15 protein-coding genes are annotated in these 23,152 nt (G+C 60.6%); 7 read left to right on the plus strand and 8 right to left on the minus strand.

Features of this window, described 5'->3' with window-relative positions:
- Positions 1–9 precede the first annotated feature (9 nt).
- On the minus strand, positions 10–1,566 hold the full coding sequence (locus EN861_RS29820; RefSeq protein ID WP_348630913.1) for an arylsulfatase: 1,557 nt from the start codon (positions 1,564–1,566) through the stop codon (positions 10–12).
- A gap of 82 nt (positions 1,567–1,648) precedes the next feature.
- A complete protein-coding gene (locus tag EN861_RS29825) occupies positions 1,649–1,837 on the minus strand; it encodes a hypothetical protein (RefSeq protein ID WP_135867312.1) in 189 nt (62 codons plus the stop codon).
- Positions 1,838–2,728: 891 nt separating this feature from the next.
- On the opposite strand from EN861_RS29825, the gene EN861_RS36480 reads away from it, so the two are divergent.
- Positions 2,729–3,130, plus strand: coding sequence for a helix-turn-helix domain-containing protein (locus tag EN861_RS36480; protein WP_245464380.1), 402 nt, complete (start codon positions 2,729–2,731; stop codon positions 3,128–3,130).
- 308 nt (positions 3,131–3,438) lie between these two features.
- Here EN861_RS36480 and EN861_RS29840 read toward each other — a convergent pair whose 3' ends face one another.
- Complete coding sequence (locus EN861_RS29840; protein ID WP_135867314.1) at positions 3,439–6,351, minus strand: trifunctional glycosyltransferase/class I SAM-dependent methyltransferase/polysaccharide deacetylase; 2,913 nt, start codon at positions 6,349–6,351, stop codon at positions 3,439–3,441.
- A gap of 649 nt (positions 6,352–7,000) precedes the next feature.
- On the opposite strand from EN861_RS29840, the gene EN861_RS29845 reads away from it, so the two are divergent.
- The 4 genes from EN861_RS29845 to EN861_RS29860 are packed head-to-tail and all read left to right on the plus strand — an operon-like array spanning position 7,001 to position 12,520.
- On the plus strand, positions 7,001–7,873 hold the full coding sequence (locus EN861_RS29845; RefSeq protein ID WP_245464459.1) for a hypothetical protein: 873 nt from the start codon (positions 7,001–7,003) through the stop codon (positions 7,871–7,873).
- A 7-nt stretch (positions 7,874–7,880) separates the two neighbouring features.
- Positions 7,881–10,940 carry an OmpA family protein gene (locus EN861_RS29850; protein ID WP_135867315.1) on the plus strand — a complete coding sequence of 1,020 codons (3,060 nt, stop codon included), beginning with the start codon at positions 7,881–7,883 and terminating at the stop codon, positions 10,938–10,940.
- 11 nt (positions 10,941–10,951) lie between these two features.
- The gene (locus tag EN861_RS29855) at positions 10,952–11,446 is read left to right on the plus strand and encodes a Rab family GTPase (protein ID WP_127279821.1); all 495 of its coding nucleotides are present in this window, start codon (positions 10,952–10,954) and stop codon (positions 11,444–11,446) included.
- A 3-nt stretch (positions 11,447–11,449) separates the two neighbouring features.
- Positions 11,450–12,520, plus strand: a complete 1,071-nt coding sequence (locus EN861_RS29860; RefSeq protein ID WP_135867316.1) for an adenylate/guanylate cyclase domain-containing protein — start codon at positions 11,450–11,452, stop codon at positions 12,518–12,520.
- Between the two features lie 60 nt (positions 12,521–12,580).
- Here EN861_RS29860 and EN861_RS29865 read toward each other — a convergent pair whose 3' ends face one another.
- Entirely contained in the window at positions 12,581–13,261 is a 681-nt protein-coding gene (locus EN861_RS29865) for a redoxin domain-containing protein (protein WP_127870400.1), read from the minus strand.
- A gap of 19 nt (positions 13,262–13,280) precedes the next feature.
- Positions 13,281–16,565: an adenylate/guanylate cyclase domain-containing protein gene (locus EN861_RS29870; RefSeq protein ID WP_135867317.1), complete on the minus strand. Its 3,285-nt coding sequence runs from the start codon at positions 16,563–16,565 to the stop codon at positions 13,281–13,283.
- 240 nt (positions 16,566–16,805) lie between these two features.
- Between EN861_RS29870 and EN861_RS29875 the strand changes: the two genes are divergently transcribed.
- On the plus strand, positions 16,806–18,575 hold the full coding sequence (locus tag EN861_RS29875) for an adenylate/guanylate cyclase domain-containing protein (protein WP_135867318.1): 1,770 nt from the start codon (positions 16,806–16,808) through the stop codon (positions 18,573–18,575).
- A 16-nt stretch (positions 18,576–18,591) separates the two neighbouring features.
- Here the strand turns inward: EN861_RS29875 and EN861_RS29880 are convergent, their stop codons facing one another.
- The 3 genes from EN861_RS29880 to EN861_RS29890 form a co-directional block, all read right to left on the minus strand.
- A complete protein-coding gene (locus EN861_RS29880; protein ID WP_135867319.1) occupies positions 18,592–19,971 on the minus strand; it encodes a hypothetical protein in 1,380 nt (459 codons plus the stop codon).
- On the minus strand, positions 19,971–20,492 hold the full coding sequence (locus EN861_RS29885; protein WP_127280037.1) for a GNAT family N-acetyltransferase: 522 nt from the start codon (positions 20,490–20,492) through the stop codon (positions 19,971–19,973). Before EN861_RS29885 ends, EN861_RS29880 begins: the two co-directional genes overlap by 1 nt.
- 174 nt (positions 20,493–20,666) lie before the next feature.
- Positions 20,667–21,491, minus strand: a complete 825-nt coding sequence (locus EN861_RS29890) for a hypothetical protein (RefSeq protein ID WP_135867320.1) — start codon at positions 21,489–21,491, stop codon at positions 20,667–20,669.
- Positions 21,492–21,686: 195 nt separating this feature from the next.
- On the opposite strand from EN861_RS29890, the gene EN861_RS29895 reads away from it, so the two are divergent.
- Positions 21,687–23,102 carry an adenylate/guanylate cyclase domain-containing protein gene (locus tag EN861_RS29895; RefSeq protein ID WP_135867321.1) on the plus strand — a complete coding sequence of 472 codons (1,416 nt, stop codon included), beginning with the start codon at positions 21,687–21,689 and terminating at the stop codon, positions 23,100–23,102.
- Positions 23,103–23,152: the final 50 nt, after the last annotated feature.

Raw genomic sequence — 23,152 nt, forward strand, 5'->3', positions numbered from 1 at the left:
CCTGCGCGTTTAGTCTCCAAGCTCATTGAACGCCGTGGCTGGATCAGCCGAAATGGGCGGTGCGCCGAAGGTCAGCTTGATCGCCTCTCCTATCAACAGCGGCGGCGCCATTTGCTTGGCGATATCCACGATTTTTCCTTTCAATTCCTTGACCTTGTCAGGATTCTTGTCGGCCAGATTGGTCTTTTCGGATTTGTCGGCTGCAAGATCGAACAGTTCGACCCGCTCCAACACACCGGCTGCCCATACGAGCTTCGTATCGCCTTGGCGGATTGCGCCGCCGGTCGGGTCGACATTGTAGACCATCTCGGTGCGGGGCGAGGGCTTGGCTTCGCTAATGGTTTCCCAAACATCCATGCCATCGAGCGGCTTGTTCTTGGTCGGTTTTGCCCCGGCAAGTCCGGCAAGTGTCGGATAGATATCAGTGACATGTATCAGGCCGTTCACGTCGCCAGCCTTCACCTTGCCCGGCCAGTTCACCAGGCCGCAGACGCGGGTGCCGCCCTCGTAAAGCGTGCCCTTGCCGCTGCGGTACGGCCCATTGTCGGCCGGTAGGCTGTTGCCGACCTTCGATTCACCCGCAAACATTGCATCTCGGACACCGCCATTGTCGCTCTGGAAGAGGATGATCGTATTGTCGCGCATTTTCTTCTTCTCGAGCTCGGCAACGACCCGGCCGATCTCGTCGTCCATGGCGGAAACCATGGCGGAGTAGAGCCGGCGCTGGTCGTCGGCAACATGGGCATATCTTTTGATATGTTCTTCGGGTGCCTGATAAGGCGAATGCGGCGCGGTGAATGCCAGGTACAAGAATAACGGCGCCTTCCCGTCATGCTTTTCGATCACCTTGGCGGCTTCCGTGCCGAACAGGGTGTTATCGTATCCGGGCTCCTTTAGCGGCTTGTTATTGCGGTACCAGTCCATCACGCCATGGGAAGCGTGCTTGAAGTGATCGATTTCGCCAACCAGGGCGCCGTAGAACGAATCGAATCCTCGCTGGCGCGGCCAGTATTCGGCCTTCGCGTGACCCAGATGCCACTTGCCCACCATCGCCGTCTTGTAGCCGGCGTCCTTGAGCATCTGAGGCAAGATGTATTCGTCCGTGGCTAGGCCGTAGCCGCCGCCTGACGGGATAACACCCATCTGCAGCCCATAGCGCAACGGATAGCGTCCCGTCATCAGCGCCGCCCGGGTGGGCGTGCACATCGGCTGGGCATAGAACTGTTCCAACCGCGCGCCCTCGGCAGCCAGCTTGTCGATGTTTGGCGTCTTGATGTCCGAGCCGTGGAAGCCAACGTCCTTCCAGCCCTGGTCGTCGGAGATGATGTAGACGATGTTGGGAGGTGTCCCTTGAGCCGCCGCGGGCTGAACACCGGCAAGGCCGGCAAGCGCGCCTGATAGACCGGCTGGAACCGCAAAGCGCGAAACGGCAGCCGCCGTGCCGGCCATCAATGCATCGCGCCGCGTTATTCTGTTGGTTGTGCCGGCTTCAGCCGGGAAGTCTCGATCGATACTCATACTCTCCCACCCTTCTCCCCTTAGGGGTAAATGCTTTTGAGATATCATCGTCACTCACTCTGAAGGCCGACGCTTCAGGACCACGTTCTGCTTCACGGCCGCCATGACGCAGCCACTTCACAACAATCCTCTATTGGGCGACCGCGAATTGATAGGTGAACCCCAACATCGGCCCCTGCTGAGTGAGTTTGTTCACGAAGCCATCGTGGCTATAGTTGTCGTGCACGGCCCGATAACCGACAAAGCCTGTTCTTGATAGCCCCCATTTCTCTTCCTCGTAGACCGTCAATCGCGACGAAGAGACGGCTTCATCGACCAAGTCATATTCGATGCAGCATCTTAGACTGGATGAAGTCTCGCTTTGCGCTAGATCAATTCGGCCGCGATGCAGCGGAACGTGACAGATTAACACACCAACACCCTGTGCAATACGCCCTTCCGGTCTCGGCGCCACACGATAATCATGGCAAAGGCGCTCGATGTTCTCGGCGCATCCGGCTGACCCAGAGATCTATTTCGTCCACAGTCCCCATTGGCCGTGAGTCGGCGATACTTTGCGCCGATTGATCTCGCGCAATTTGCATTTAAGTTACAGCTAATACAATCATCCTGCTATCCACTTTGCGCAAAGGACGTATTTTTGAGCACCTGGCCTTCATCGCCTTCGCACAGGGACGTACAGCTCGGCCCAGACGGGCTCGGCGATGCCGCCTCTGGGCTGCCTGTGAAGGTCGACAGGCTTTCGCCAGGGCAACTGCCGTCGCGACCCCGGCAAATCCGGTCCCACGGCAAGTGGGCGCTCGATCTGGCCGAATTCAACTGCGCCTTCCGCGCCAGCGGCGGCTTTGCCCCAGGTTCCGTGGCGATAGTGGGCATAGAGCAGGCCCGGGACTCAACGATCTGTCCGCTCAAAGACGACATGATCGTGACAATCCCCGCCGGCACGAGCGTAACAGCAACGGTCCAGCCCGGCCTTAGTTATACAGGCGCCGTTGTCCCGATGTCGATCTGGGTAGAGATCCAGGCACTTTCCGCTGGCACGATCTTGGCTAGGGCTGCAGACCACCCAAACGCCGTTCAGCTCACCACCACCGATGCGAAAATGTTTCGAAGCCAAATGGAGGCGATGGCAGATCGCTTCGAAGCAGCCGCAAGCGGTGCAGCTCTGCCGGAGCATACTCCGATCGCGTTGATGGAATATTTGCGAGGCATGGCTGACGCCTTCGCTGGCGCGCCTAGCAACGCAGGATTGGATCGGTCCTCCAGCCGTCATCTCAGGCAGGCATGGGCGGCCGAGGCTTTCATTCGCGCCCATATCCGCGAAGACATCCCCATCATCCGGTTGTGTAAGGAAATCGGCGTCAGCCGCCGTCAATTGGAGTACGCCTTTCGCACCACCTTTGCTCTAAGCCCGCTGGAATTCATCAGGGCGCTCCGTCTCAATGAAGCCAGGCGACTGCTCACCGCCCGGGGAGCGAGAGGCTCGAGTGTCACAAGCATCGCGATGGAGGTTGGGCTCACCCATCTTGGCCGCTTCGCAGCGAACTATCGCCAGCTCTTCGGCGAGTCCCCCAGAGAAACACTGCTTCGCGGGCGAAGGCCAGAGGATTGACCCGATACAGCGCGCGGTCGTCGCCGCTCCTGATAAGCATTTCGAATTTTGACATGACGCGCGGGCTCCAAGCTCGCGCTTGCTCGATCTCGGTCATCTTGCGTTCGAGAAGACGATCGTCGACCACAGGAACGACAGCTCCACCCGGTTGCGATGCGACAGCTTACCAAAATCCTGCCCCGATGCGAATGGATGGAAATCCTTTGTCTGTCTCGGGCCTTAGGGCGGCATGTGCGATACTGGTGCGAAGCGTCTCGTCGCTCTTGCGCACTGTGAGCGGAAATAATGACACCGACAAAGTTCGCCGTTCAATTGAGCACGGCCTCGACGGTGGCAACAAAGTCGTCGAGCGAGCGATCCCCACGAATCTCGATGCGCGGAAGGTCGATGGGATCGCTGTCAAGGTCCGCCGGCCCGTGTCTGCCGCCGAAGCCAATCCGATAGCCGCACTCCCTGGCCAGCCTGCCAAGCCGCCGGTCGGTGACGGAGAAGGGGGCCGCGAACGCCGAGGTTGGCCGACTGGTCCACCGTTCGACGAACATCCGAGAGCGCAGGAGCTCGGCCGCAAGGTCAGAGCTCGACAGACCATCGATGGCGCGATGCGTCGCCAGATGGCTTCCGAAGAATGCACCTTCGGCAGCGAGACGTCGCACCGTTCCGGCATCCATAAGCCGCGTCGGCGGACCGCTGACGGCGTCCCACTTTGCACTTTCACCCACCAGGTCCGTCACCAGGAACACTTCCGCGGTCAGGTCGTGCGCGCGCAAGATCGGCCAGGCATGGTCGGCAAAGTTCTGAAAGCCGTCATCGAAGGTGATGAGCACCGGGCGGCCAGCGAAAGGCTGACGGTTGGCGATGGACCATTCCAGTTGCTCGGACATGACCGCGTGAAAGCCATTGGCCCGCAACCATGCCATCTGGCCGGCGAACGCGGCGGGCGTGAGCCGGAAACGGGCGAGCGCGGCCGGACCTTCATCGGCGACGCCGTGATACATGAGGACAGGGATACGCTGCCGCCGCTCGCTACGCGCAACGTCGCGGCGCAAGGCCCGCGCTCCGCCCCAGACGATATTTCGCGCGACCCCGATTCCGATGGATGCGCGGACCGGCACATGATCAATCACCGGCTCCGTCGCCATGTGGCCCGGTGACAGGCGGCGGAAGCGATCTATGCGATAGAGTTCGGTCTGGATCGATTGCTCGAGGACGAGGCCTTCTGTCGCCGCCAACGTCTCCGAGATCGTTTGGCCACCGAATGTGTTCCATTCGAAGCCCGTCCTTTCGGGATTGTCCCGTAGCACGAATGCGTGTGCGCTGATGAAACTGCCGCCAGGCGCCAGCGCCTCGGCGACTTTTTTGGTGAAGCGCTGCAACTCGGCCAGATCATCGAGATAGTAGAGCACTTCCGAACAGAAGATCAGATCCATCTCGCCCGGGAGCGTGTCGGCCATGAAATCCAGTACGCCGAATTCAACATTCGGTTGATCGCTGCATCGCGCGCGCGCCCGCTCGACCGCTATCGCGGAGATATCAGTTGCAGTCAAATGACCCACTCGCGGCGCGAGCTGCCGCGTGAAATGGCCCTCTGCGCAAGCGAGCTCAAGCGCCTGTCCAATGGGGCCGGCAGGCAGAATTTCGAGCTGCCGCTCATATTTTTCCTGCTCGTAGGTCGAGGTGTAGTTCCAGGGATCCTCTGTCGCAAAATAGCTGTTCCAGAACGCCGTACGATCCTTGTCGTGTCCATCCGAGGCCGGTGAACGGCGCGGCGCCGGAAGAGGCTGCGTGGCTTCGGCGCTCGACAGAACCAGTTCCCGCGCTTCCGAGACCAATCGCGCGAGTTTGCCGAAGTGACTGTCCGGATCAGGCCGGCGTTCCGCCGTGGTCGACAGTGCCTCGGCTGCAAGCGTGTCTGACGTGCCGGCGCCGTCGTCCTTTTGCGGTGCCAAATTCAGGATCAGTTCAATCCAATGTCCCCTTGTCACGTTCCCGAGTACGCCGAACTGAACGACAGCTTCGACCTGGCCATCCATCATCAGGTAGGCATAGATTTGATCGATTCCTTCCGGAAGCTCGGTTGAGGTTGGATTTCGGGCGTCGACGCGAATTCCGAGTGTCCGCGCCAGCCTGCGAGGTGCGGCAAGATCGTCGGCATCGAGAAGCATTTGCTCGAGATGATACTGGACGCGACGAGCCGCGACCGGATCGCCCCAGACCTTGCCGAGTTCGATGATCAACGCGGTGAGGGCGCCGCCAAACCTGTCCCACCGGGCAGCCAAATGCGCTGGCACCGACAGGCTTCCCACCATCAGGCCATCGAAGGCTACCTTGGCGATCTCATGCGCCCATTTACGTCCTGCCGGGAGCGCGCGCAGGGATTGCGGATTGATCGAACTGCCGCCGCTGCCGCAATCCGATGCAGTGTTCCACAACGCGAACCACGCGAGTGCTTCCGAAGCGGATCGCCCGGTCGCCTCGGTCGCTCCATTGGCGTGAGCCAATCCTGGGCGTTTGACCCTGGGATCAGGAGAAAAGCCGCGGGCGATCACGATTCCCGCATCCGCCAGCATCTGCGTCGAATTGCGGCTGAGCGCGTTGGGGCTGGCCCGATGGAAAGCGAGCGGCTCGTCGACCATCACCCAATTTTTGCCGAGGCGTGCGACGCGCTGCCATAGATCCCAGTCTTCGCAGGTACGCAGCGACGCATCGAAACCGCCCAACTCGACGATTGTTTCCCGGTCGACCAGCACCGCGTGAGTGGCGATGGCACATCGGCGGGCGAACGTTTCGAAGGGCTGGATCGCGACCTCGGGAGCGATGCTCGACGGGGTGAATGCACCATCGGGCATCACGCGCCGTGAACCGCAATAGGCGGCCACTGCATCGGGAGCGGTTTTCAGTGCGGTCAGCATTTTCGCAAGGAAGCTGGCATCCACCCAGTCGTCGGCATCCAGGAACATCAGCCACTGGCCGCACGCCGTCGAAATCCCGTCATTACGCGCGCCGGCGGGGCTATGCGCGCAAGAACTCAACGTCCGAAATCGGGCATCTCGTTCCACATAACCGGCGATGATCGCGGGGGTGCTGTCCGTGGAGGCGTCGTCGACGATGATCGCCTCCCAGTCCAAGACCTCCTGCTCGAGAAGGCAATCGAGCGCGCGCGCCAGCGTTGCCTCCGTGTTGTGCGCAGGAATTACGACTGAAACCAATGGATTATGCGCCACGCGATCTTACCCGCGCCTGGACGTCGGTACCACAACGCTTACGGTAGCTTTGTCCTGGATCATCGAGTTTCGCTTTCTTTCGCCGGGAGATACGGCATCGGACGGCAGCACTGCTCTGTCAAGATCGGGGGGCATTAGAGGCAGCAGGAAGACTTGAAGACATGCTTGAATGGCAAGCGCTCATGCCCGACGGCTTAGATCTGAGGTCGGTGCGCCGGCGCATTTCCGCTCGCACATTCGTTCACCGCTCCGGGAGGGTCATCTAGCCCCGCGGCATTCCGCTGAAAATCAAGCCTGACCTGGCTTGCAGACGGGTTGTCCTGAGACGGGCGCCGCATGGCAGTCCTTTCCAAGGTCCTGTCGATTCATTAAAAGTAGACATCGCTAATGTAATGGCCGCAGGCCGCCTTGCGGCAATAACAGCCGTTCAACCTGGATTCTCGAACAGCCATTCTCTGTCCTAGAGAAGACCTTCCTTCTAGCGTTGGGTCCGCGTTGGAAGGTGACGGTTACAGTATGCGGGCCGATGCCAGAAAGTATCTGCACATCTAGATCAGCGGATTGCAATTAATCTAATGAAAAATCATAATTTATTCCATTCAAAGTATATATAGATTTTAGACGTGCTTTCGATAGTACGTTTCAGTGAATGATCAATTGGATTTGCCGACTGCTTCAGCTATCAAAGAAATACAAGAGCGAAATCATCGAAGATTGCGCAGCTGTTGCTAGTTCAGAGATCGAACAAGAGGCGCGCGAATCGGCTCGAGCCAAAGAGGATTTCGGCTTGTGGGCCGGGTATTTGTCTGACATAATCCCCGTTTCCGGGTTTTCCACTGGCAATTGGGGCATAGTGATGGCTAAGGAATCTTCGAGTACCGCGTCTTCAGCAAATAAAGCGGACGCAAATCTGATCGGTAATGCAGAGGGAAATGGACTGAGCTTCATGGCGGGCCAAGCTCGCGAGAGCGGAGCCCCGGGCGACGCTGTAGGTGTCGACAAGATACGGGATCTGCTGTTCGGCAACCAGATGCAGGACTACGATCGCCGCTTTTCCAAGCTTGAAGAACGGGTCTTGCAGCGCTTCAAGGATGTTGAATCCGAGGCCAAGCGCAATCTTGAAATGTACGAATCAAATGCGAAGAAGCAGGTCGATTCGCTCGCGACGCAATTGCGGAACGAAAAAGATGCGCGAGCCGAGGGCGACAAGGAGATCGACCGGAATCTTCGCGAGCAAAATCAGGCACTTGAAAAGCAGGTGCGCGCATTGTCGGATCAAGTCAGCGAGCTCGAGCGCGATGTTGCAGACCGGATCAATCGAAACGATCATTTGCTGCGTGAGGAAATCAAGCAAAGGATCGAAAGCGTTCAGATGCTGATAGAGAAGGTGTTTTCCGATCTCAGCAACGTCAAGACCGACCGCAATCTTTTGGCCGGCCTGTTTGTCGAGGTCGCAAAATGTCTCAATCAGGATCCCGTCGGCAGCAAGACCAACTCGGAGCGTGGCTGGAAAGTGAGTTGATCGGAACTTGACGTCAACCGTCGACCCAATCAGCCTTCCAAAAAAAGCAGCTTCGAACGATACAGGGATTGATCGCGAGGCTCTCGCTAAGCTTTTGGTCGAAATAGCCCGGAACGTCGATCCGGACTATCGGGCGCAATTCGAGTCGGTTCCAACCGCCGACCCTCGCATGGAAGCGCTGCGCCAGTTGCTGGTCGGCCGCGAGATTTCGGAGCTCTCACGCGTCACGGATCTGCTGGACGAACCGGCGCAGCTTGCGACGGCGGTGGGCGGCGTTCTCCCCAGTGCGGCCGCCCAAGCGCCGCATGCGCAACTCGGCGAGGCCCTCGCACCGGCCGTCGAGCGGGCCGTGCAACGCTCGATCCAGAAGAGCCCGCGTACTCTGACGGATATATTGTATCCGGTGTTTCTGCCGGCAATTCGCAAGTCGATCGGAGAAAAGATCGACCAGACCTTTCAGTCGCTAAATGAAACTCTACGACATATATTCACTTGGCATGGTCTCAAGTGGAGAGTGGAAGCTTGGAGAACCGGTGCCAGCTTCTCGGAAGTCGTTCTGAAGCATTCTCTCGTCTATCGCGTAGAGCATGTTTTTCTCATCAACCGCAATTCCGGGCTCTTGATAGCGCATGTTACGGCCGATAACGCAACCAGCGAGGATCCTCAGCTCATTTCCTCGATGCTCAGCGCAATTCAAGATTTTGTGAAGGATTCATTCAACGAGAAAGAACAGAGCGGCCTGGACACGATCCGCTTTGGCGAGCTTCGTCTCTGGTCGGAAGTCGGACCGCTTGCGACGCTGGTTGCGGTGATCCGGGGAAATCCGCCGGAGGGACTGCATGAAATATTTCGCGACGTATTGCTTCGCATCCATGACCAAAGCTCGGAGGCTTTAGAGCAGTTTGACGGGGACACCTCGCAGCTGTTCGGCGTAGAGGCGCAGCTGCAGACCTGCGTTGAGCTGAAGCAGGAGGATACAAACCAGGGATTTCCGTGGCTGGTGGTGGCTCTGGTTGCGCTGATTTTGATTCTGGGGGGTGCCTGGTTCTTTCTTTCCTGGCAAACCGGGCAGCGCTGGCAGGCCTATGTGTCGCGCTTGGTGGCCGAGCCAGGCATCATCGTTGCCGAGCAAAATATAAGCGGTGGCCAATTCTATATTGCCGGCCTCCGCGATCCGCTTGCCGCCGACCCGCAAGCGCTGTTGTCGGGAACCGAGGTCGATCCCGCGCGCGTGCATGCGCAGTGGCAGTTCTATGAGAGTCTCGAGCCTCAGTTCGTGTTGAAGCGGCTGACGGCGTCGCTGGTGCCGCCAGAGTCGGTGCGGCTTTCGGTGGTCAATGATCGCATCGTTGCCGAGGGCGAGGCCACTGGCACCTGGATCGACCAGGCGCGCGCAGCGGCTCGACGGCTTTCGGCAGGCGGACCGGAATTCGACATCTCCAAGGTTCGTGATGTGAGCCCCGAAGCACGCGCGGCGGAGCGCTGGCAAGCCTATGTGTCGCGCTTGGCGGCCGAGCCGGGCATCATCGTTGCCGAGCAAAATATACGCGACGGCCAATTCTACGTTTCCGGCCTGAGAGACCCGCTTGCCGCCGACCCACAGTCGCTGCTGTCCGGAACGCAGGTCGATCCCGCCCGCGTTCATTCGCAGTGGCAATCCTATCAGAGCCTTGAGCCGGAGTTCGTGTTGAAGCGGCTGACGGCGTCGCTCTATCCGCCGAAATCGGTTCAGCTTTCGATCGTCGAGAATCGCATCGTTGCCGAGGGCGAGGCTCCCGGCGCCTGGATCGACCGGGCGCAGGCCGCCGCCCGGCAGCTTTCAGCAGGCGGGCCGGTATTCGATATTTCCAGGGTCCGTGACCCCGAAGAACGCGCGGCGGAGCACTGGCAGGCCTACGTGTCGCGACTGGGCACCCAGCCGGGCATCATCGTTGCCGAACAAAGGATACGCGACGGCGAATTCTACATTTCCGGCCTGAGAGACCCGCTTGGCGCCGACCCGCAGTCGCTGTTGTCGGGAACCGAGGTCGATCCCGCACTGGTTCATTCGCAGTGGCAATTCTATCAGAGCCTTGAACCGGAGTTCGTGTTGAAGCGGCTGACGGCGTCGCTCTATCCGCCGAAATCGGTTCGGTTTTCGATCGTCGAGAATCGCATCGTTGCCGAGGGTGAGGCTCCCGATACCTGGATAGATCGAGCGCGCGCAGCGGCCCGACAGCTTTCGGTAGGCGGACCGGAATTCGACATCTCCAAGGTTCGTGATGTGAGTCCCGAAGCGCGCGAGGCGGAGCATTGGCAGTATTATGTGGCGCGACTTGAGGCCCAATCGGGAATCATCGTCGCCCAACAACGGACGAGCGGCGGACAATTCTACATTTCCGGCCTGAGAGACCCGCTTGCCGCCGACCCGCAAGCTCTGCTGTCCGGAACGCAGGTTGATCCTGCCCGCGTTCATTCACAGTGGCAATTCTATCAGAGCCTTGATCCGAAGTTCGTGGTGAAGCGGCTGACGGCGTCGCTGTCCCCGCCGAAATCGGTTCAGCTTTCGATCATCCAGGGTCGCATCGTCGCCGTGGGTGAGGCTCCTGCCGGCTGGATCAGCCGGGCGCAAGCCGCCTCCGAACAGCTTTCGGCGGACGGAGTGGTTCTGGATGTCTCGCAGCTGCGTGAGCTGAACCTTGCAGAACTTAATTCTTTGAGAGACGCCATCCAGACGACCGATATTTTCTTCTCTTCCGGCAAAGTCGTGCCGGGACCGGAGCAGCTGCCGGTTCTCGACAGGTTGGCGGATCAGATAAAGGAATTCGCCCAAAATGCCCGCAAGTCAGGCGTAACAGCGCGGTTCATGTTGACCGGCCATTCGGACACCACGGGCCGTGAGACGGCCAACGCATCGATCAGCGCCGCCCGCGCCGAGACAGTTCGTGCGCTTCTCAACAAGCGCGGCGTCGCTCCAGAACTGCTGCAGGTTCGGGGCGCGGGCACTTTTGAGCCGCTGGTGCCTGAAAATAGTCAGGCCGGGAGCTCCACCAATCGCCGGGTTTCGATTACTGTGAATCTGGACTAGTGGAGCCCAAGATGTTGCAAAAGAAAATCTGCATGCTGGGCGGGTTCTCTGTCGGGAAGACGAGTCTGGTGCGCAGGTATGTGCAGAGCATCTTTTCAGAAACCTACCTGACCACGGTGGGCGTGAAGATCGACAAGAAGAATGTCGTGCTCCCGGACAAAACCGTGGATCTGATTTTGTGGGATTTAGCCGGTGAAGACGATATCGGCTCATTCCGTGTCAGCTATGTGCGAGGTGCAACCGGGCTTGTGCTTGTCGTCGATGGTACGCGCGCCGCCACTCTTGCCGTGGCGCTCACGCTGCGCGAACGGGTCGAGGCCGAATTCGGCGCCATGCCGTTTGTATTGCTGTTCAACAAATCCGATCTGGCCGATCGGTGGGCAATATCGGATAGTGAGATTGACGAACTGAGGCAACGTGGATGGCAAATCTATCTAACAAGTGCGCTTTCGGGTGAACATGTTGATGATGCATTTCGTCAACTTGCTTTAATGGTCACCAAATAGATCATGCATGGATTGCCAAAAGAGGTTGGAAACTGGATTTTCAATTTCTTCTACAGCGGGCATTCTGTCGCATATCTGAAAATCGACACTCAGCTTTGCATCGCTGCGAAGGGCGGCAATGTTGAGCATTACGGGCTCTCATCGCTTCGCATCGGCGAGCCTGTTGCCGAGCAGCTTGAATTCATGGAAGGATTGCTGCCTTGCCCGGAGCTTCCGTTTCACATTGCCATGATCGAACTGCCCAGCGGGTGTGTCGCCGACCTTCATTTTTTTGCTGACGATGCCTGCGTGTGGCTGCTCTTTCTTGACGCCACTGCCGAACGCGACAATAGGCAGCGGCTTCAACAAAAGGCTTATGAAATGACACTCCTGCAAGAGAGGGAGCGTCAACTCAACGAGAAATTACAATCGACGAACGAGGCATTGAGGAAGAGCCAGGAGGGATTGGCGCGTGAATACCAGCGCGCCGAAGCCCTGCTCCTCAACATTCTTCCGGCGTCGATCGCGGAGCGGTTGAAAGCGCACAAAAAAATTGCTGACAACCACGCGGAAGTGAGTGTGCTTTTTGCCGACATAGTCGGTTTTACGGAACGAGCGCGGAGCGTCGGAGCCGTGACGACGCTCGCTATTTTAAATTACTTCTTCAAGGCCGCGGATCGGCTCTCGGAACGATATGGCTGCGAAAAGATCAAGACAATCGGCGATTGTGTGATGGTGGTCGCCGGCCTGCCCACCGCGCGATCCGACCATGCAAAGGCCCTCACACGCTATGCACTCGAGCTGCGCAAGGCGGTTAGGCGCGAACGCTTCGCAGGAGAACCGCTGAGACTCAGAATCGGAATTCACTCAGGCCCAATCGTCGCGGGCGTCATAGGCAAGAGGCGGTTCGCCTATGACCTGTGGGGCGAGACCGTTAATCTCGCCTCGCGTATTCAAACGTCCGCGGAGCCCGATGAAATCCGCATTTCGGATGCAACTCGCCAAATGCTTGGGCCAAATTTTGCTTGCGACCCACTCGAGGAAACGGAATTGCGTGGTGCAGGCCGCGTGCGAATGTGGCGGCTCCCGGCCTGATTGCCGCTTAGCAATGCCGACCCCTGGAGCCCACGCATCTCAAGCCCATATTCCGACAGTCTATTGGGCGACTTGGGACACGGCTGACATCAGCTCCTGCGGGTTTGGCGCCCCAAACATGTAACGCCCACCCTCTGGAACCTCCGTGAAGCTCCAGCGGACGATCCCCTGCCTGTCCAGCAGGAACTGACCGATCAGTTGTCCGTGTCCGGTTGCCATCATCTGCTCGTCGGCTTCGGTGACTTCGTAATGGTCCTTGTTGTTGAGGATTTCGCTGGCGGAAAAAGGATCCATAGGACCGGGCAACTCGCCTGGCACGTCGACCCGCATATCCTGTGCCGCTGCCATCGAGACCCTGTACGGCCAGTTCGTCTCGTCTTGGGTGAATTCGAGATTGGGCAGTCCAAAAGCACGATGTGAAGCGCGTTCCGGGTCGGAGGCCGCCAGCAGATTCGGCATCGGATGGTAGCGGAAATAGAGACGCGCCCGTTCGATCGGCGTGTTGACCACCGTCAGGCTCTCCACGCCCTTTTCGCGCAGTTCCGGATCAAGCCGCGCCTGGGCGGCGATGTGGCGCCGGCAAAACGCACAATGCAGACCTCGAAACAGGCCGACCAGAACCGGTCTTTGTCCGCGGAAGTCGTCGAGCGCGATCTTGCCTTCCTGGGTAATGGCATCGAGTACCACGTTCGGCGCACGGTCGCCCGGTTGAAGCGGCACCAAGTCACTAGGCGCGGACATTTCCAACCTCCAACCCCGGCTAGTCGAGAAAAGGCAGCACCACAAGCGCTTCCGGGTCGAGCCCGTGCTGGGCGCATATACCCTGCGCCAGGGAAAAGTAGCGTTCGGCCTCGGCCAGATTGTCGAGGTCGAGATTAAGCGTTGCGAGACCATCATAGCACGGAAACAGCAATTGGGGTTCGCCCGTTTCGCGGGCGACGTCCAGTGCTTCGTGGAACAAGCCGACCGCCAGTTCCGGACGGCCGTTGCACTGGTGGATCTGCCCAAGCACGATCAACGGCACCGGCAGGTGCTCGCGCTGGTCGAGCGCCCGGTCGATCTCGATGGCCTTCTCGGCAGCAGGCACGCCCTCCGTTGGACAGCGATCCGTGAAAGTACAACAAGCGACCGCCAGATTGGCGAGGAGGCGCGCCTGAAAACCCTGATCGCCAATATGGCGCGCCACCTCCAGACCGCGCCGGCAGACCTCCATCGCCTTTGCCGGATCGATGGTCGTGTAAAGCACGCCGAGATTGGTGTAGCCGCGACACGCCGCGCCCAGCAGACCGGCGGCCTCGGCCAATTCAATGCTACGCTCGACCTGACCCACGGCTTCACGGTTTCGGCCGAGGCGGGCCAGCGCAACGGCCTTGGTGTTAAGTGCCTCGGCGGTCACGAGGGTGGCGTCATCGGAGACCTGTTCCGTTGTCAGACTGCGTACGCAATCGAGCGCCGCGTCCGCCCATCTTGCCGCGAGAGCGTGATCTCCGCTCCGGAATGCCTGCCGGCCGCGTTCCTGCCAGAGATGCGCCTGCTCGATCGGGGCATCCGCTCCATCAAGGAGCGCCGCCGCTTCAGCATAGCGGGATTCCGCTTTGTCCCGCTTGCCGACGTCCCAGAGCAGCCGACCGATCTTGCGCAAAACGCGCGCCGACGCGACGCGGTCTGCTGACCCGCGGTACGCCTGCAACACCGCCTCGTAGTGGCGGTGCGCGATCTCGCGGCGGCCTGCCGGGCCGCTCAAATCGGCAATGCGCTCTGCAATTGCCAGTTTGAGCGGTGTTTGCCCGGTCGCGCCCAACGCGGTCAGGGCTCGGTCGTAGAAACGAAGGGCGTCGTCATTGGCGTATATCATGCGAGCGCGATCTCCCGCCGCCTGAAGGTAATGCGCGCCCTTCTCCCGCTCGGCGCTCTGTGCGAAATGATGACCGAGCACGGCCAAATCCTCGAGCCGTTCCGGCTTGTCGCCGCACAGTTGCTCCAGGGCGACACCGACACGGCCGTGGATGTCGGTCCGGCGTTGCAGGAGCAGGTTCTGGTAGATCACGTCCTGCAGCAATGTTTGCGTAAAGCGGTAGCTTTGCGACGAGACCGAGCCTGATCCGGCAACTTCTTCGATGATCTCCGCATCGCAAAGCAGTTCGCAGCCGGCCTCCAGCCGGCCGGGATCGGCCGTCACGGTTTTCAGAAGCGTGGCATCGAAGCGCGGGCCGATTACCGCGGCTTCCTGGGCTAACCGGCGCACCTCCTGGGGCAGCCGGTCGACACGAGCAAGCAACATTGCCTGGATGGTGGCGGGAATGCCGGTTGCGACTTCGCCCGCCACCGTCCGCCATCGCTGGCCTTCGCGCATCAATACACCGCGATCGATAAGGCCGCGAACGATCTCCTCGATAAAAAGCGGGTTGCCGCCGGCGCGCTCAAGGATCTGGTCGAGAAGCCCGCCCGCGGAGTTTACCCAGCTATCGCCGAAAAGTGCTGCCACCATGCTACGTCCGTCATGGCTGCTGAGCGGCGAAAGCCTGAGCGCTGTGTGACTGACCCGGCTTGAGTCGAGCTGATCGTTGTCCGGCGCCGGACGATGCGTGACCAGCAGCATCAACCGCGTGCGCTCCAGCCTGTCCATCACGAAACGCAGTGCCTCGAGCGATACGGCGTCGGCCCAGTGCAGGTCTTCGACGACGATCAGCAGCGGCGACAACGCAAGCCGCCGTTCGATGATTGTGCGGACCGCGTAGAGAATTTGCCGCCGCAACTGCTCGGGCTCGACATGCTGCAAGGTGGCATCGGGGTCGCCAAGGCCGAGCACATGATAGAGCAAAGGCATCAGCCGCTTCGCCTCGTCGCCCTGCAGGCCGAGATCGGTCAGCAAGGCTGCGAGCTTCCCCCGCATTTCGTCCCCATTGTCGTTTTGCATCATCCCGGCAGCGCTGCGCACCACTGCGCCCAGGGCGCCAAATGATTGTTCGCCCAGCGGTGAGCACGTGGCCTGTCGCACGGCGACGTTGCGAAAACGATCGTCGTCGCCGACCCGGGTGACGAACTCCCTCACCAGCCGCGATTTCCCGATACCGGCTTCTCCGACGAGGCGGACAAGTTGGGCCGAGCCGCCGCACGCCTGGTCGAGGCTCGCCAGCATTCTGTTGAGTTCCGCATCACGGCCTATTATCGGCGCACTGAGGCCGAGCGCCTCGAGCCCACGCGCCGCACGCGGCGCCGCAAGCGGTGCATCGAGTCGATGGACGAGAACACTGCCAGCCTTGCCGCGAAGCACGACATCACCCATCGACTCGTAAGAGAAGGCATGTCGGGTCAGCCTGTGCGTGAGCTCGCCCACCAGCACCTCACCGGGTGCGGCCAGCGATTGCAGGCGTTGCGCCGTATTCACCGTGTCGCCGGTCACCGAATAGGATTTGGCGGCGCCGATGCCCAATCCTCCAGTAACGACCGGACCAGTGTTTATGCCGATGTGGAGTAGGAGAGGCGAGCCGGAGTAGGGGGTGCTTTCGCCCAGCCGCGCCGTCCGGGCGATCATGTCGAGAGCGGCGCGAAGCGCACGTTCCGGATCGTCCTCATGCGCGACCGGCGCACCGAACAAGGCGAGCAGTGCATCGCCGATGAATTTGTCGACGAAACCACCAAAGTTTCGCACGGCCGCCGTCAATTCCTTGAACAGTTCGTTCTGCAGCGTTTGCATGACCTCGGGGTCGAGCTGCTCGCTGAGTGTCGTGAAGCCGCAGAGGTCGGCGAACAGGACCGTGACCGTCCGGCGATCGGCGTCAGAGACAGAATGCGGCCCTTCTTCGCTTTCGATGTTCGGCGCCGCAGTTCGAGAAGGTGGCACAAAGGTCCGGCTTGGTTTCGGAGCAGGCCGTTCGACGGATTTTGCGGACGCACCGACGCTTGCCCCGCATTTCGGACAGAACTCGAAATCAGGTGCGCAGACATAGCCGCAACTGGCACATGACACGGGCTGGCGCCGGCCACACTTCGGACAGAAGGCGTAACCGCCCTCAATCTCGAAACCGCAGCCTGAGCAGTCCATGGAACAAGACCTCACTAGGGGCCGTGACGGCATGATCTCGCCACGCATTTCACGGCCAGGGCAATCACAAGGATGAACCGATAGCTCTCAACCGGCAAGCGGCAGCGCAAATAGCCATCGAGAGATCGGATGGTTCCTGCGGCAGAGCGCTGCCGAGCCGGGCGGTTGCGCGGCCGTCGTTTGCGAAAGTTCCCTCTACCCGCTGTCTTCCTGCTATCTTGGAGATAAGGAGACCGACGCATGAGCGAGAACCGCAAGCTGGCCGCAATCCTGGCTGCAGATGTGGTCGGATACAGCCGGCTCGCGAGCGCGGACGAAGAGCGTACCTTGGCGAGGTTGCGGACGCTGCGCAGCGACCTGATCGATCCCACCATCGCAGTCCACAACGGGCGGGTGATCAAGCGCACCGGCGACGGGGCGCTGGTTGAGTTCCGCAGTGTGGTGGATGCCGTGCGCTGCGCCGTTGAGATCCAGAACGGCATGGTTGAGCGCAATGCCGGCGTGCCGCAGGACCGCCGCATCGAGTTCAGGATCGGCATCCATCTGGGGGATGTGGTCGAAGAAAGCGACGGCGACCTGATGGGCGACGGCGTCAACATCGCCTCGCGTCTGGAGGGTGTCGCGGCGCCCGGCGCTATTTGCCTGTCCGAGGATGCCTATCGCCAGGTCAAGGCGAGGCTCGACCTCTCGGTCAGCGATCTCGGCAGCACACAGCTTAAGAACATCGCCGAGCCGGTCCGGGTCTATTCGCTGCAGGTCGGCGCGGGGGCCAAGGCGGCCGCGACCCCGGAAACCGCGACGAGCCGGCCGGCTGCGGCAGTGCCGCCGAAGCTGTCGATCGCCGTGCTACCGTTTGCCAACATGAGCGGTGACGCCGAACAGGACTACTTCGCCGACGGCATCTCCGAAGACATCATCACGGCGCTGTCAAAACTGTCGCAACTCTTCGTCATCGCACGCAATTCGTCGTTCACCTTCAAGGGCCAGAACGTCCATGTGCAGGAGGTGGGCGCGAAACTCGGCGTGCGGCATGTGCTCGAAGGCAGCGTACGCAAGTCGGGCAACAGGGTGCGGATCACCGCGCAGCTCATCGATGCAATTTCAGGCGGCCATCTTTGGGCGGAGCGGTTCGATCGCGACCTGACCGACATATTCGCCGTGCAGGACGACGTGACGCAGCAGATCGTCGGTGCGCTGGCGCTCAACCTGACAGACGATGCCCGGCAACGGCTGGCGCCGGAGCACCCGCGCAACACCGAGGCGTATGACTGTTTCCTGCGCGGCCGGGAGCTGTGGCACCGGCTGACGAAGGAGACGAACGTCGCAGCCCGCAATCTCTTGCAACGTGCCACCGAACTGGACCCGAACTTTGCCTCTGCCCACGCTTTCCTCGCCCTCACGCACGGCGTCGATTACCTGAACAGGTGGGGAGCGTCGCCGCCGGAATCGATGGCGCAAGCCGAAGAGGCCGCAACGCGGGCGGTAACGCTGGATGACAACGATCCCTGGGCGCACTGGGCGCTGGCGATAGCCAAGCTGTACACACGACGGCACGATGAGGCCATCGACGAGGTCGAGCGCGCACTGGTCCTCAATCCGAACTTCGCCGAAGCGCACGTCTGCCGCGGCGAAACGCTGTACTATTCAGGCAAATCCGAGGAGGCCCTCGAGAGTTTCGCCCGGGGAAAGTCCTTGAACCCGTACTTTGCGGATGTGCTTCTGCACTTCCAGGCTTTGGCGTTGTTTCAACTGGGACGATACAACGAGGCCGTTGACCTCCTGCTGCAACGGCTGGCTCGCAACGCTGTGACCGACGTCTCTCGCGCGCTCCTGGCCGCCAGCTACGGCCATCTGGGCCGTTTGGAGGAGGCCCGCGCGGCATGGCAGGACATGCTTCGCGTCAATCCCGACTTTTCGCTGGAATACCGTCGCAAAGTCTTGCCTTACAAGAACCCTGCCGATTTCGAACTCATGGTCGACGGGCTCCGCAAGGCCGGTTTGGTGCAATGACCGGGTAGCGGCCCGATCAGAGGCCGGAGGCCCGGCCGATCTTGCACCATCGGGCGTTTTCGCGCACCAGTTTCAGGTCGTCGGTGGTCTCGGCAAATGTCCGCGAACGGTATTGCCGGAGCAAGTCCGCGAAGGGCGCCCCTTCCGGGAGGCCGGCAAGCTGCTCGCGGACCGAGATCTTTTCATCGATGACCCGAGTGCCCCAGGCATTTTCCCGAACCTGCAGCTCCGCAGCCAGATCGCGCTCTTCCGGCGCGTTTTCATCCAGCGCAGCCAGCAGGATCGAGTGGAAAAGCGCTACATAGCCAATCTGTCTCAAGCCGCCCACGACCCGCACGCGCGGCAATATGGCAAGGACGAGGAACGTCAGGAACAAGTCCGGCAGCAGCGCACCGTCCAGCAGCGCCTGCTTGAGATGCGGCCGCTCGAACGGGATGGAAAGACCATGCGGCCTGTCAGGCTCGATCAGCTGCCCGTTCTCGAGGACGAGCTTGCGCACGCGCTCCTCGCGGATGCCCCAGAAATAGGCGGTGGCATTGGGCAGGAATCTGCCAAATGGGCTCGATGCGGCCTCTTGCAAGGCATGCTCGAGACGCCGGCGCCTTGCGGGCTCGAAGAGCAGCCTGGAAAGAAGGCCGCCGTCATGGTCTAGATGCCGCGCCATGGCAGCAGCGGCGAGCCGGTCATCGATCAAAACCGGCAGGGCCATGCCGGAACGATCCCAACCGGCGACCAGATCCTCGTTGAGTTCTGTCAGCGCATCGGCGGCGGTTGCAAACACCTTGTCGTGGCTGGCGAGCAGTGTGCCCAGCCAGCGGCTGGCATCCGTTTCGTCGCACACCGCTTCGAGGGCGCGCCTGTTGAGGGTGACGGGACCGGCCGCGCAAACGCTTTTGCGGCACAGTTTGTGGCGCCCCATGCCAAACAGGTTGACCTTGTCGTCGCCGACATCGAGCCAGCCCGGCCCCTCCCGGCCAATTGTCTCCATGGTCATCGTCGTTCCCATGAAGCCGAAGAAGGCCGACAGCCCGTTTTCGACCGCGCCGAACCAGGCAAGCAGGAGGGCATCGAAGGTGATCCGGTCCATCAGAAGCAGGCAGTGCAGGCCGGACTGAATTACCGGTCTGTGCTCGAACTCTTCGAGGATATTGCCGATCTCCTCAGGCTGCATGATCGCACCGAGGCGCTGATGCAGGACTTCGCGCAGGATCGAGCGGGCAGCGATCGCCGGGCCGGATGCAGGCCTTGCTACCGGCCGCCACAGATGGCGGGCGTAATCGGAAACCGATGCATTCCAGTTCTGCTCGATGTCACGCACGACTTCCGGGCAGAGCAGCGACAGCACAGCCAGAATTTCCACCGGAGGCGTAGGGGCTGGGGCGAAGACGGCGGTCATCAGAACCGCAGCCGGGCCATGCTCAGAAGGTCGTGATACTGCCCGTCGGTAAAGCCGGCCTTCACATGCCGGCCTTCGACCTCGAAGCCGTGGCTGGTGTAGAGGCGGATGGCCGGCTCGTTGTCGGCATAGACGGTCAATTCGACCCGCTTCAGCGCGCGCCAATTGTCGGCAACGTCAAGCAGCGCGCCAAGTATGGCAGAGCCGATGCCCTTGCCGACAAAGGCATCGTCAAGGCCGATATTGATCTCGCCTATATGCGAACGGCGCGGCGAACCCTGGACAACCAGGTTGCCATGGCCGACGATCCTGCCGTCCAACTCGGCAACGATCCAGGTGGTTTCCTGGCCGCACTTGGCGATGCGCCGCTCCACCTGCTCCACCATCTCGAATGGCATCCTGAGCGTGCCCCAGCGGAAACCCGGCATGTTGAAGATAGCGCAAAGCGCCTCCGCATCGCTTGGCCGCACGGCTCGAAGCTGCGGCCGGATTTTCTCGGATGGCGAGGTCGTGCTGGTCATGGCGTTCCCGGCTACAGCAATTCCAGGAAAAGTGTGAGCGGTTTTCCGCCCGGAATTGCGTCAGAACCAAGGATAGAGCAATTCGCCGTTTCCTTGAAACGGTGAAGTGCTCGAACCCAATCGGCCCGGCACGATGCGCCGGACGTCACCTGAAAATCCAGCTATCTCTGCAGCCTATGATGCCGATTGCAAGCCAAAATACCGGGAGGCGGCGTAGAGTTTGAAGGCGCCGCTGATGCCGATCCAGCCGAAAAGCGCGAGCCAGCACAATGTAGCGGTCGCACTCCAGTCGATCCGGTGCACCGCAGCGTCGGTGATGACGAGGCCAAGGATGGCAAGCAGGCCGACCAGAAACTGCGCCAGGCCAAGCACCAGCAGTTCCTCGCGCGGCGCGTTTTTCCAGACGAGATAGGCGCCGCCGGCGCCGGCGAGGAAGATGGCGCTGTAGACCTGGGCGTGGAAGGGATCGACCGGCCATGGCCAGGTGCTGCTGACCCTTTGAGGGAATAGCAACATGCCGATGCCATAGAGGCCAAGGATCGCGGCTTCCGCCAACATGTAGCCGCGCCATGTGGGGTTAGGGGTCACGCCTTTTGCTGGGGGATAGGCCCTGGTCCGCCAAAGGAACAGCCCGGATACCGCCGCCGAGGCAAGATAGACCAGGAACCAGAGCCAGGCCGCTTTTCGCTCGAAGTTGAAATAGCCGAGATTGATCAACGAAACCGCCGACACGATGACGGTGAAGATGAAGGCCATGACGAGGACGAGCCTGCCGGGCGACCAGCGATTCCAGACCAGCAGCGCTGCCATCACCGCCATTTCGGCGGTGTAGAAGCCGCCGAGGAAGCGGGCACTGAACGGCGTGACAGGCCAAGGCCACCGCGGCTTGACCAGCTCAGGCGCGAAAAACAGGCCGGCGCCGACGATCAGGACGATGATGACCCCCGCCGAGAAAAGGCGCAGGGCGGCGGGAAATGGCGGGTTGTCGGGTGTCGGCACAGGAGAAAACCCCAAAGATGAACGCCTATCGACCATCATAGTGCCGCTTGCGGCCGGAGAAAATCCGCCGAATGGAAATTGAACCATCACCAGGCTTGCCTATTCGAATGGTCCGTTTCGAAGTAAAATGCAGCACTCGCACCAAGGGCAGTCCGATCAACACGCCTGGGAGGCACATTTTCTGGAGCCAGCAGGATGAATGAAGCTCAGGATCTGTTCTCGCTTCTGCGGCAATCGACCGATGTCGATCCACTGGTAATCGACGCGATCAAGCGAACCGTCGCGGACGGCAACGACCGCGAACTTTGCCGCATCAATGCGCCAGCCTTCGCCAGCAAGCATGGCCTCGACGAGGAGCGCACCATCAGCGCATTTCTCCATGCGGCGCGGGTGGGCATCTTCGATGTTTCCTGGAATGTTCTGTGCCCAGGCTGTGGCGGCGTGCTCGACACCAACGCCACGCTGAAAACCCTGCAGAAAGATGAATACACCTGCGCGCTGTGCTCCGAGGGCTATTCGCCAACCCTCGACGAGATGGTCGAGGTGACATTCACCGTCAGTCCGCGCATACGCAGGATTGCCGCCCACAATCCACACGAACTGCCGCTGGTGGAATATTTCCGCCAGATCTACTGGGCTTCGGGTGTTGATGTGCCGGATGAGGATTTCGCGAAAAAGTTGGAAGCGTTTTCGCTGGAAGATATCGAGCTTGCGCCCGGTGAAAAGGCGCTTCTGCCCATACAGCTTCCGTCCGAATTCATCATCGTCTTTGAGCCGGTCACCCATTCAGCGCAGTTCATCGACGTGAAGGGCGAACCAACAAAGGAGCGCCGAAGCCTCTCTTTGGTCTTCGACCGCGACCATGTCCAGAACCAAACGCTGGAGATGCAACCCGGCCCGTTGCGCATTTCCCTGGAAAACAGGACCGACACCCGCGTGCTGCCGACGGTTTTCATCGCCGGCCAGGCCTTGCACGATTTCCTGGGTAAACGCCGGCCCTTCCTCACCGCCAAGCGCCTGCTCACCAACCAGACGTTCCGCGATCTCTATCGCACGGATACGCTCGACATCAACCAGCGCCTGAAAATCACCAGCCTGACCTTCCTGTTCACCGACCTGCGCGGTTCGACCGCCCTTTACGAACGGGTGGGCGACCTTGCGGCCTTCGATCTCGTGCGCGCGCATTTCCAGGTTCTGCACGAGATCGTCGCGGCGGAGGCAGGCGCGGTGGTCAAGACGATCGGTGATGCGGTGATGGCAACCTTCGCGACGCCTGATCGTGCGATTGCCGCAGCCCTCCGGATGCGCGATGCCATGCGTGCGCTCAATGAAAAAAGCGGTCGCGAGGACCTGCTGCTCAAGATCGGCGTCCATGCCGGCCCTTGCATCGCCGTGTCCATGAACGAGCGGCAGGACTATTTTGGCCAGACGGTCAACATTGCCTCACGGGTACAGAACCTGGCCAACGCACAGGCGATCTTCGCCACCCATTCGGTGGTCGACGACAATCTCACCGCCGATCTGTTACGCAGGAGCGCGCTGACGCCCGTGCCCCACGAAGTCTCGCTGCGCGGCATTGAGCGGGAGATCGCGGTGTATACAATCCCCTGAGGAATTCCAGGAAAACTGTGAAACGGTTTTCCCGGGAAAAGCACGAATTG

The sequence above is a fragment of the Mesorhizobium sp. M8A.F.Ca.ET.218.01.1.1 genome (assembly GCF_004791165.1).
Taxonomy (GTDB): Bacteria; Pseudomonadota; Alphaproteobacteria; order Rhizobiales; family Rhizobiaceae; genus Mesorhizobium.

Bases quoted from the DNA above. Each gene is read 5' to 3' on its own strand.
- EN861_RS29865 (WP_127870400.1), bottom strand. From the start codon at position 13,261: ATGTCCGCGCCTAGTGACTTGGTGCCGCTTCAACCGGGCGACCGTGCG.
- EN861_RS29875 (WP_135867318.1), top strand. From the start codon at position 16,806: ATGAGCGAGAACCGCAAGCTGGCCGCAATCCTGGCTGCAGATGTGGTC.
- EN861_RS29880 (WP_135867319.1), bottom strand. From the start codon at position 19,971: ATGACCGCCGTCTTCGCCCCAGCCCCTACGCCTCCGGTGGAAATTCTG.
- EN861_RS29845 (WP_245464459.1), top strand. From the start codon at position 7,001: ATGATCAATTGGATTTGCCGACTGCTTCAGCTATCAAAGAAATACAAG.
- EN861_RS29855 (WP_127279821.1), top strand. From the start codon at position 10,952: ATGTTGCAAAAGAAAATCTGCATGCTGGGCGGGTTCTCTGTCGGGAAG.
- EN861_RS29885 (WP_127280037.1), bottom strand. From the start codon at position 20,492: ATGACCAGCACGACCTCGCCATCCGAGAAAATCCGGCCGCAGCTTCGA.
- EN861_RS36480 (WP_245464380.1), top strand. From the start codon at position 2,729: ATGGCTGACGCCTTCGCTGGCGCGCCTAGCAACGCAGGATTGGATCGG.
- EN861_RS29895 (WP_135867321.1), top strand. From the start codon at position 21,687: ATGAATGAAGCTCAGGATCTGTTCTCGCTTCTGCGGCAATCGACCGAT.
- EN861_RS29820 (WP_348630913.1), bottom strand. From the start codon at position 1,566: ATGATATCTCAAAAGCATTTACCCCTAAGGGGAGAAGGGTGGGAGAGT.
- EN861_RS29860 (WP_135867316.1), top strand. From the start codon at position 11,450: ATGCATGGATTGCCAAAAGAGGTTGGAAACTGGATTTTCAATTTCTTC.
- EN861_RS29870 (WP_135867317.1), bottom strand. From the start codon at position 16,565: ATGGACTGCTCAGGCTGCGGTTTCGAGATTGAGGGCGGTTACGCCTTC.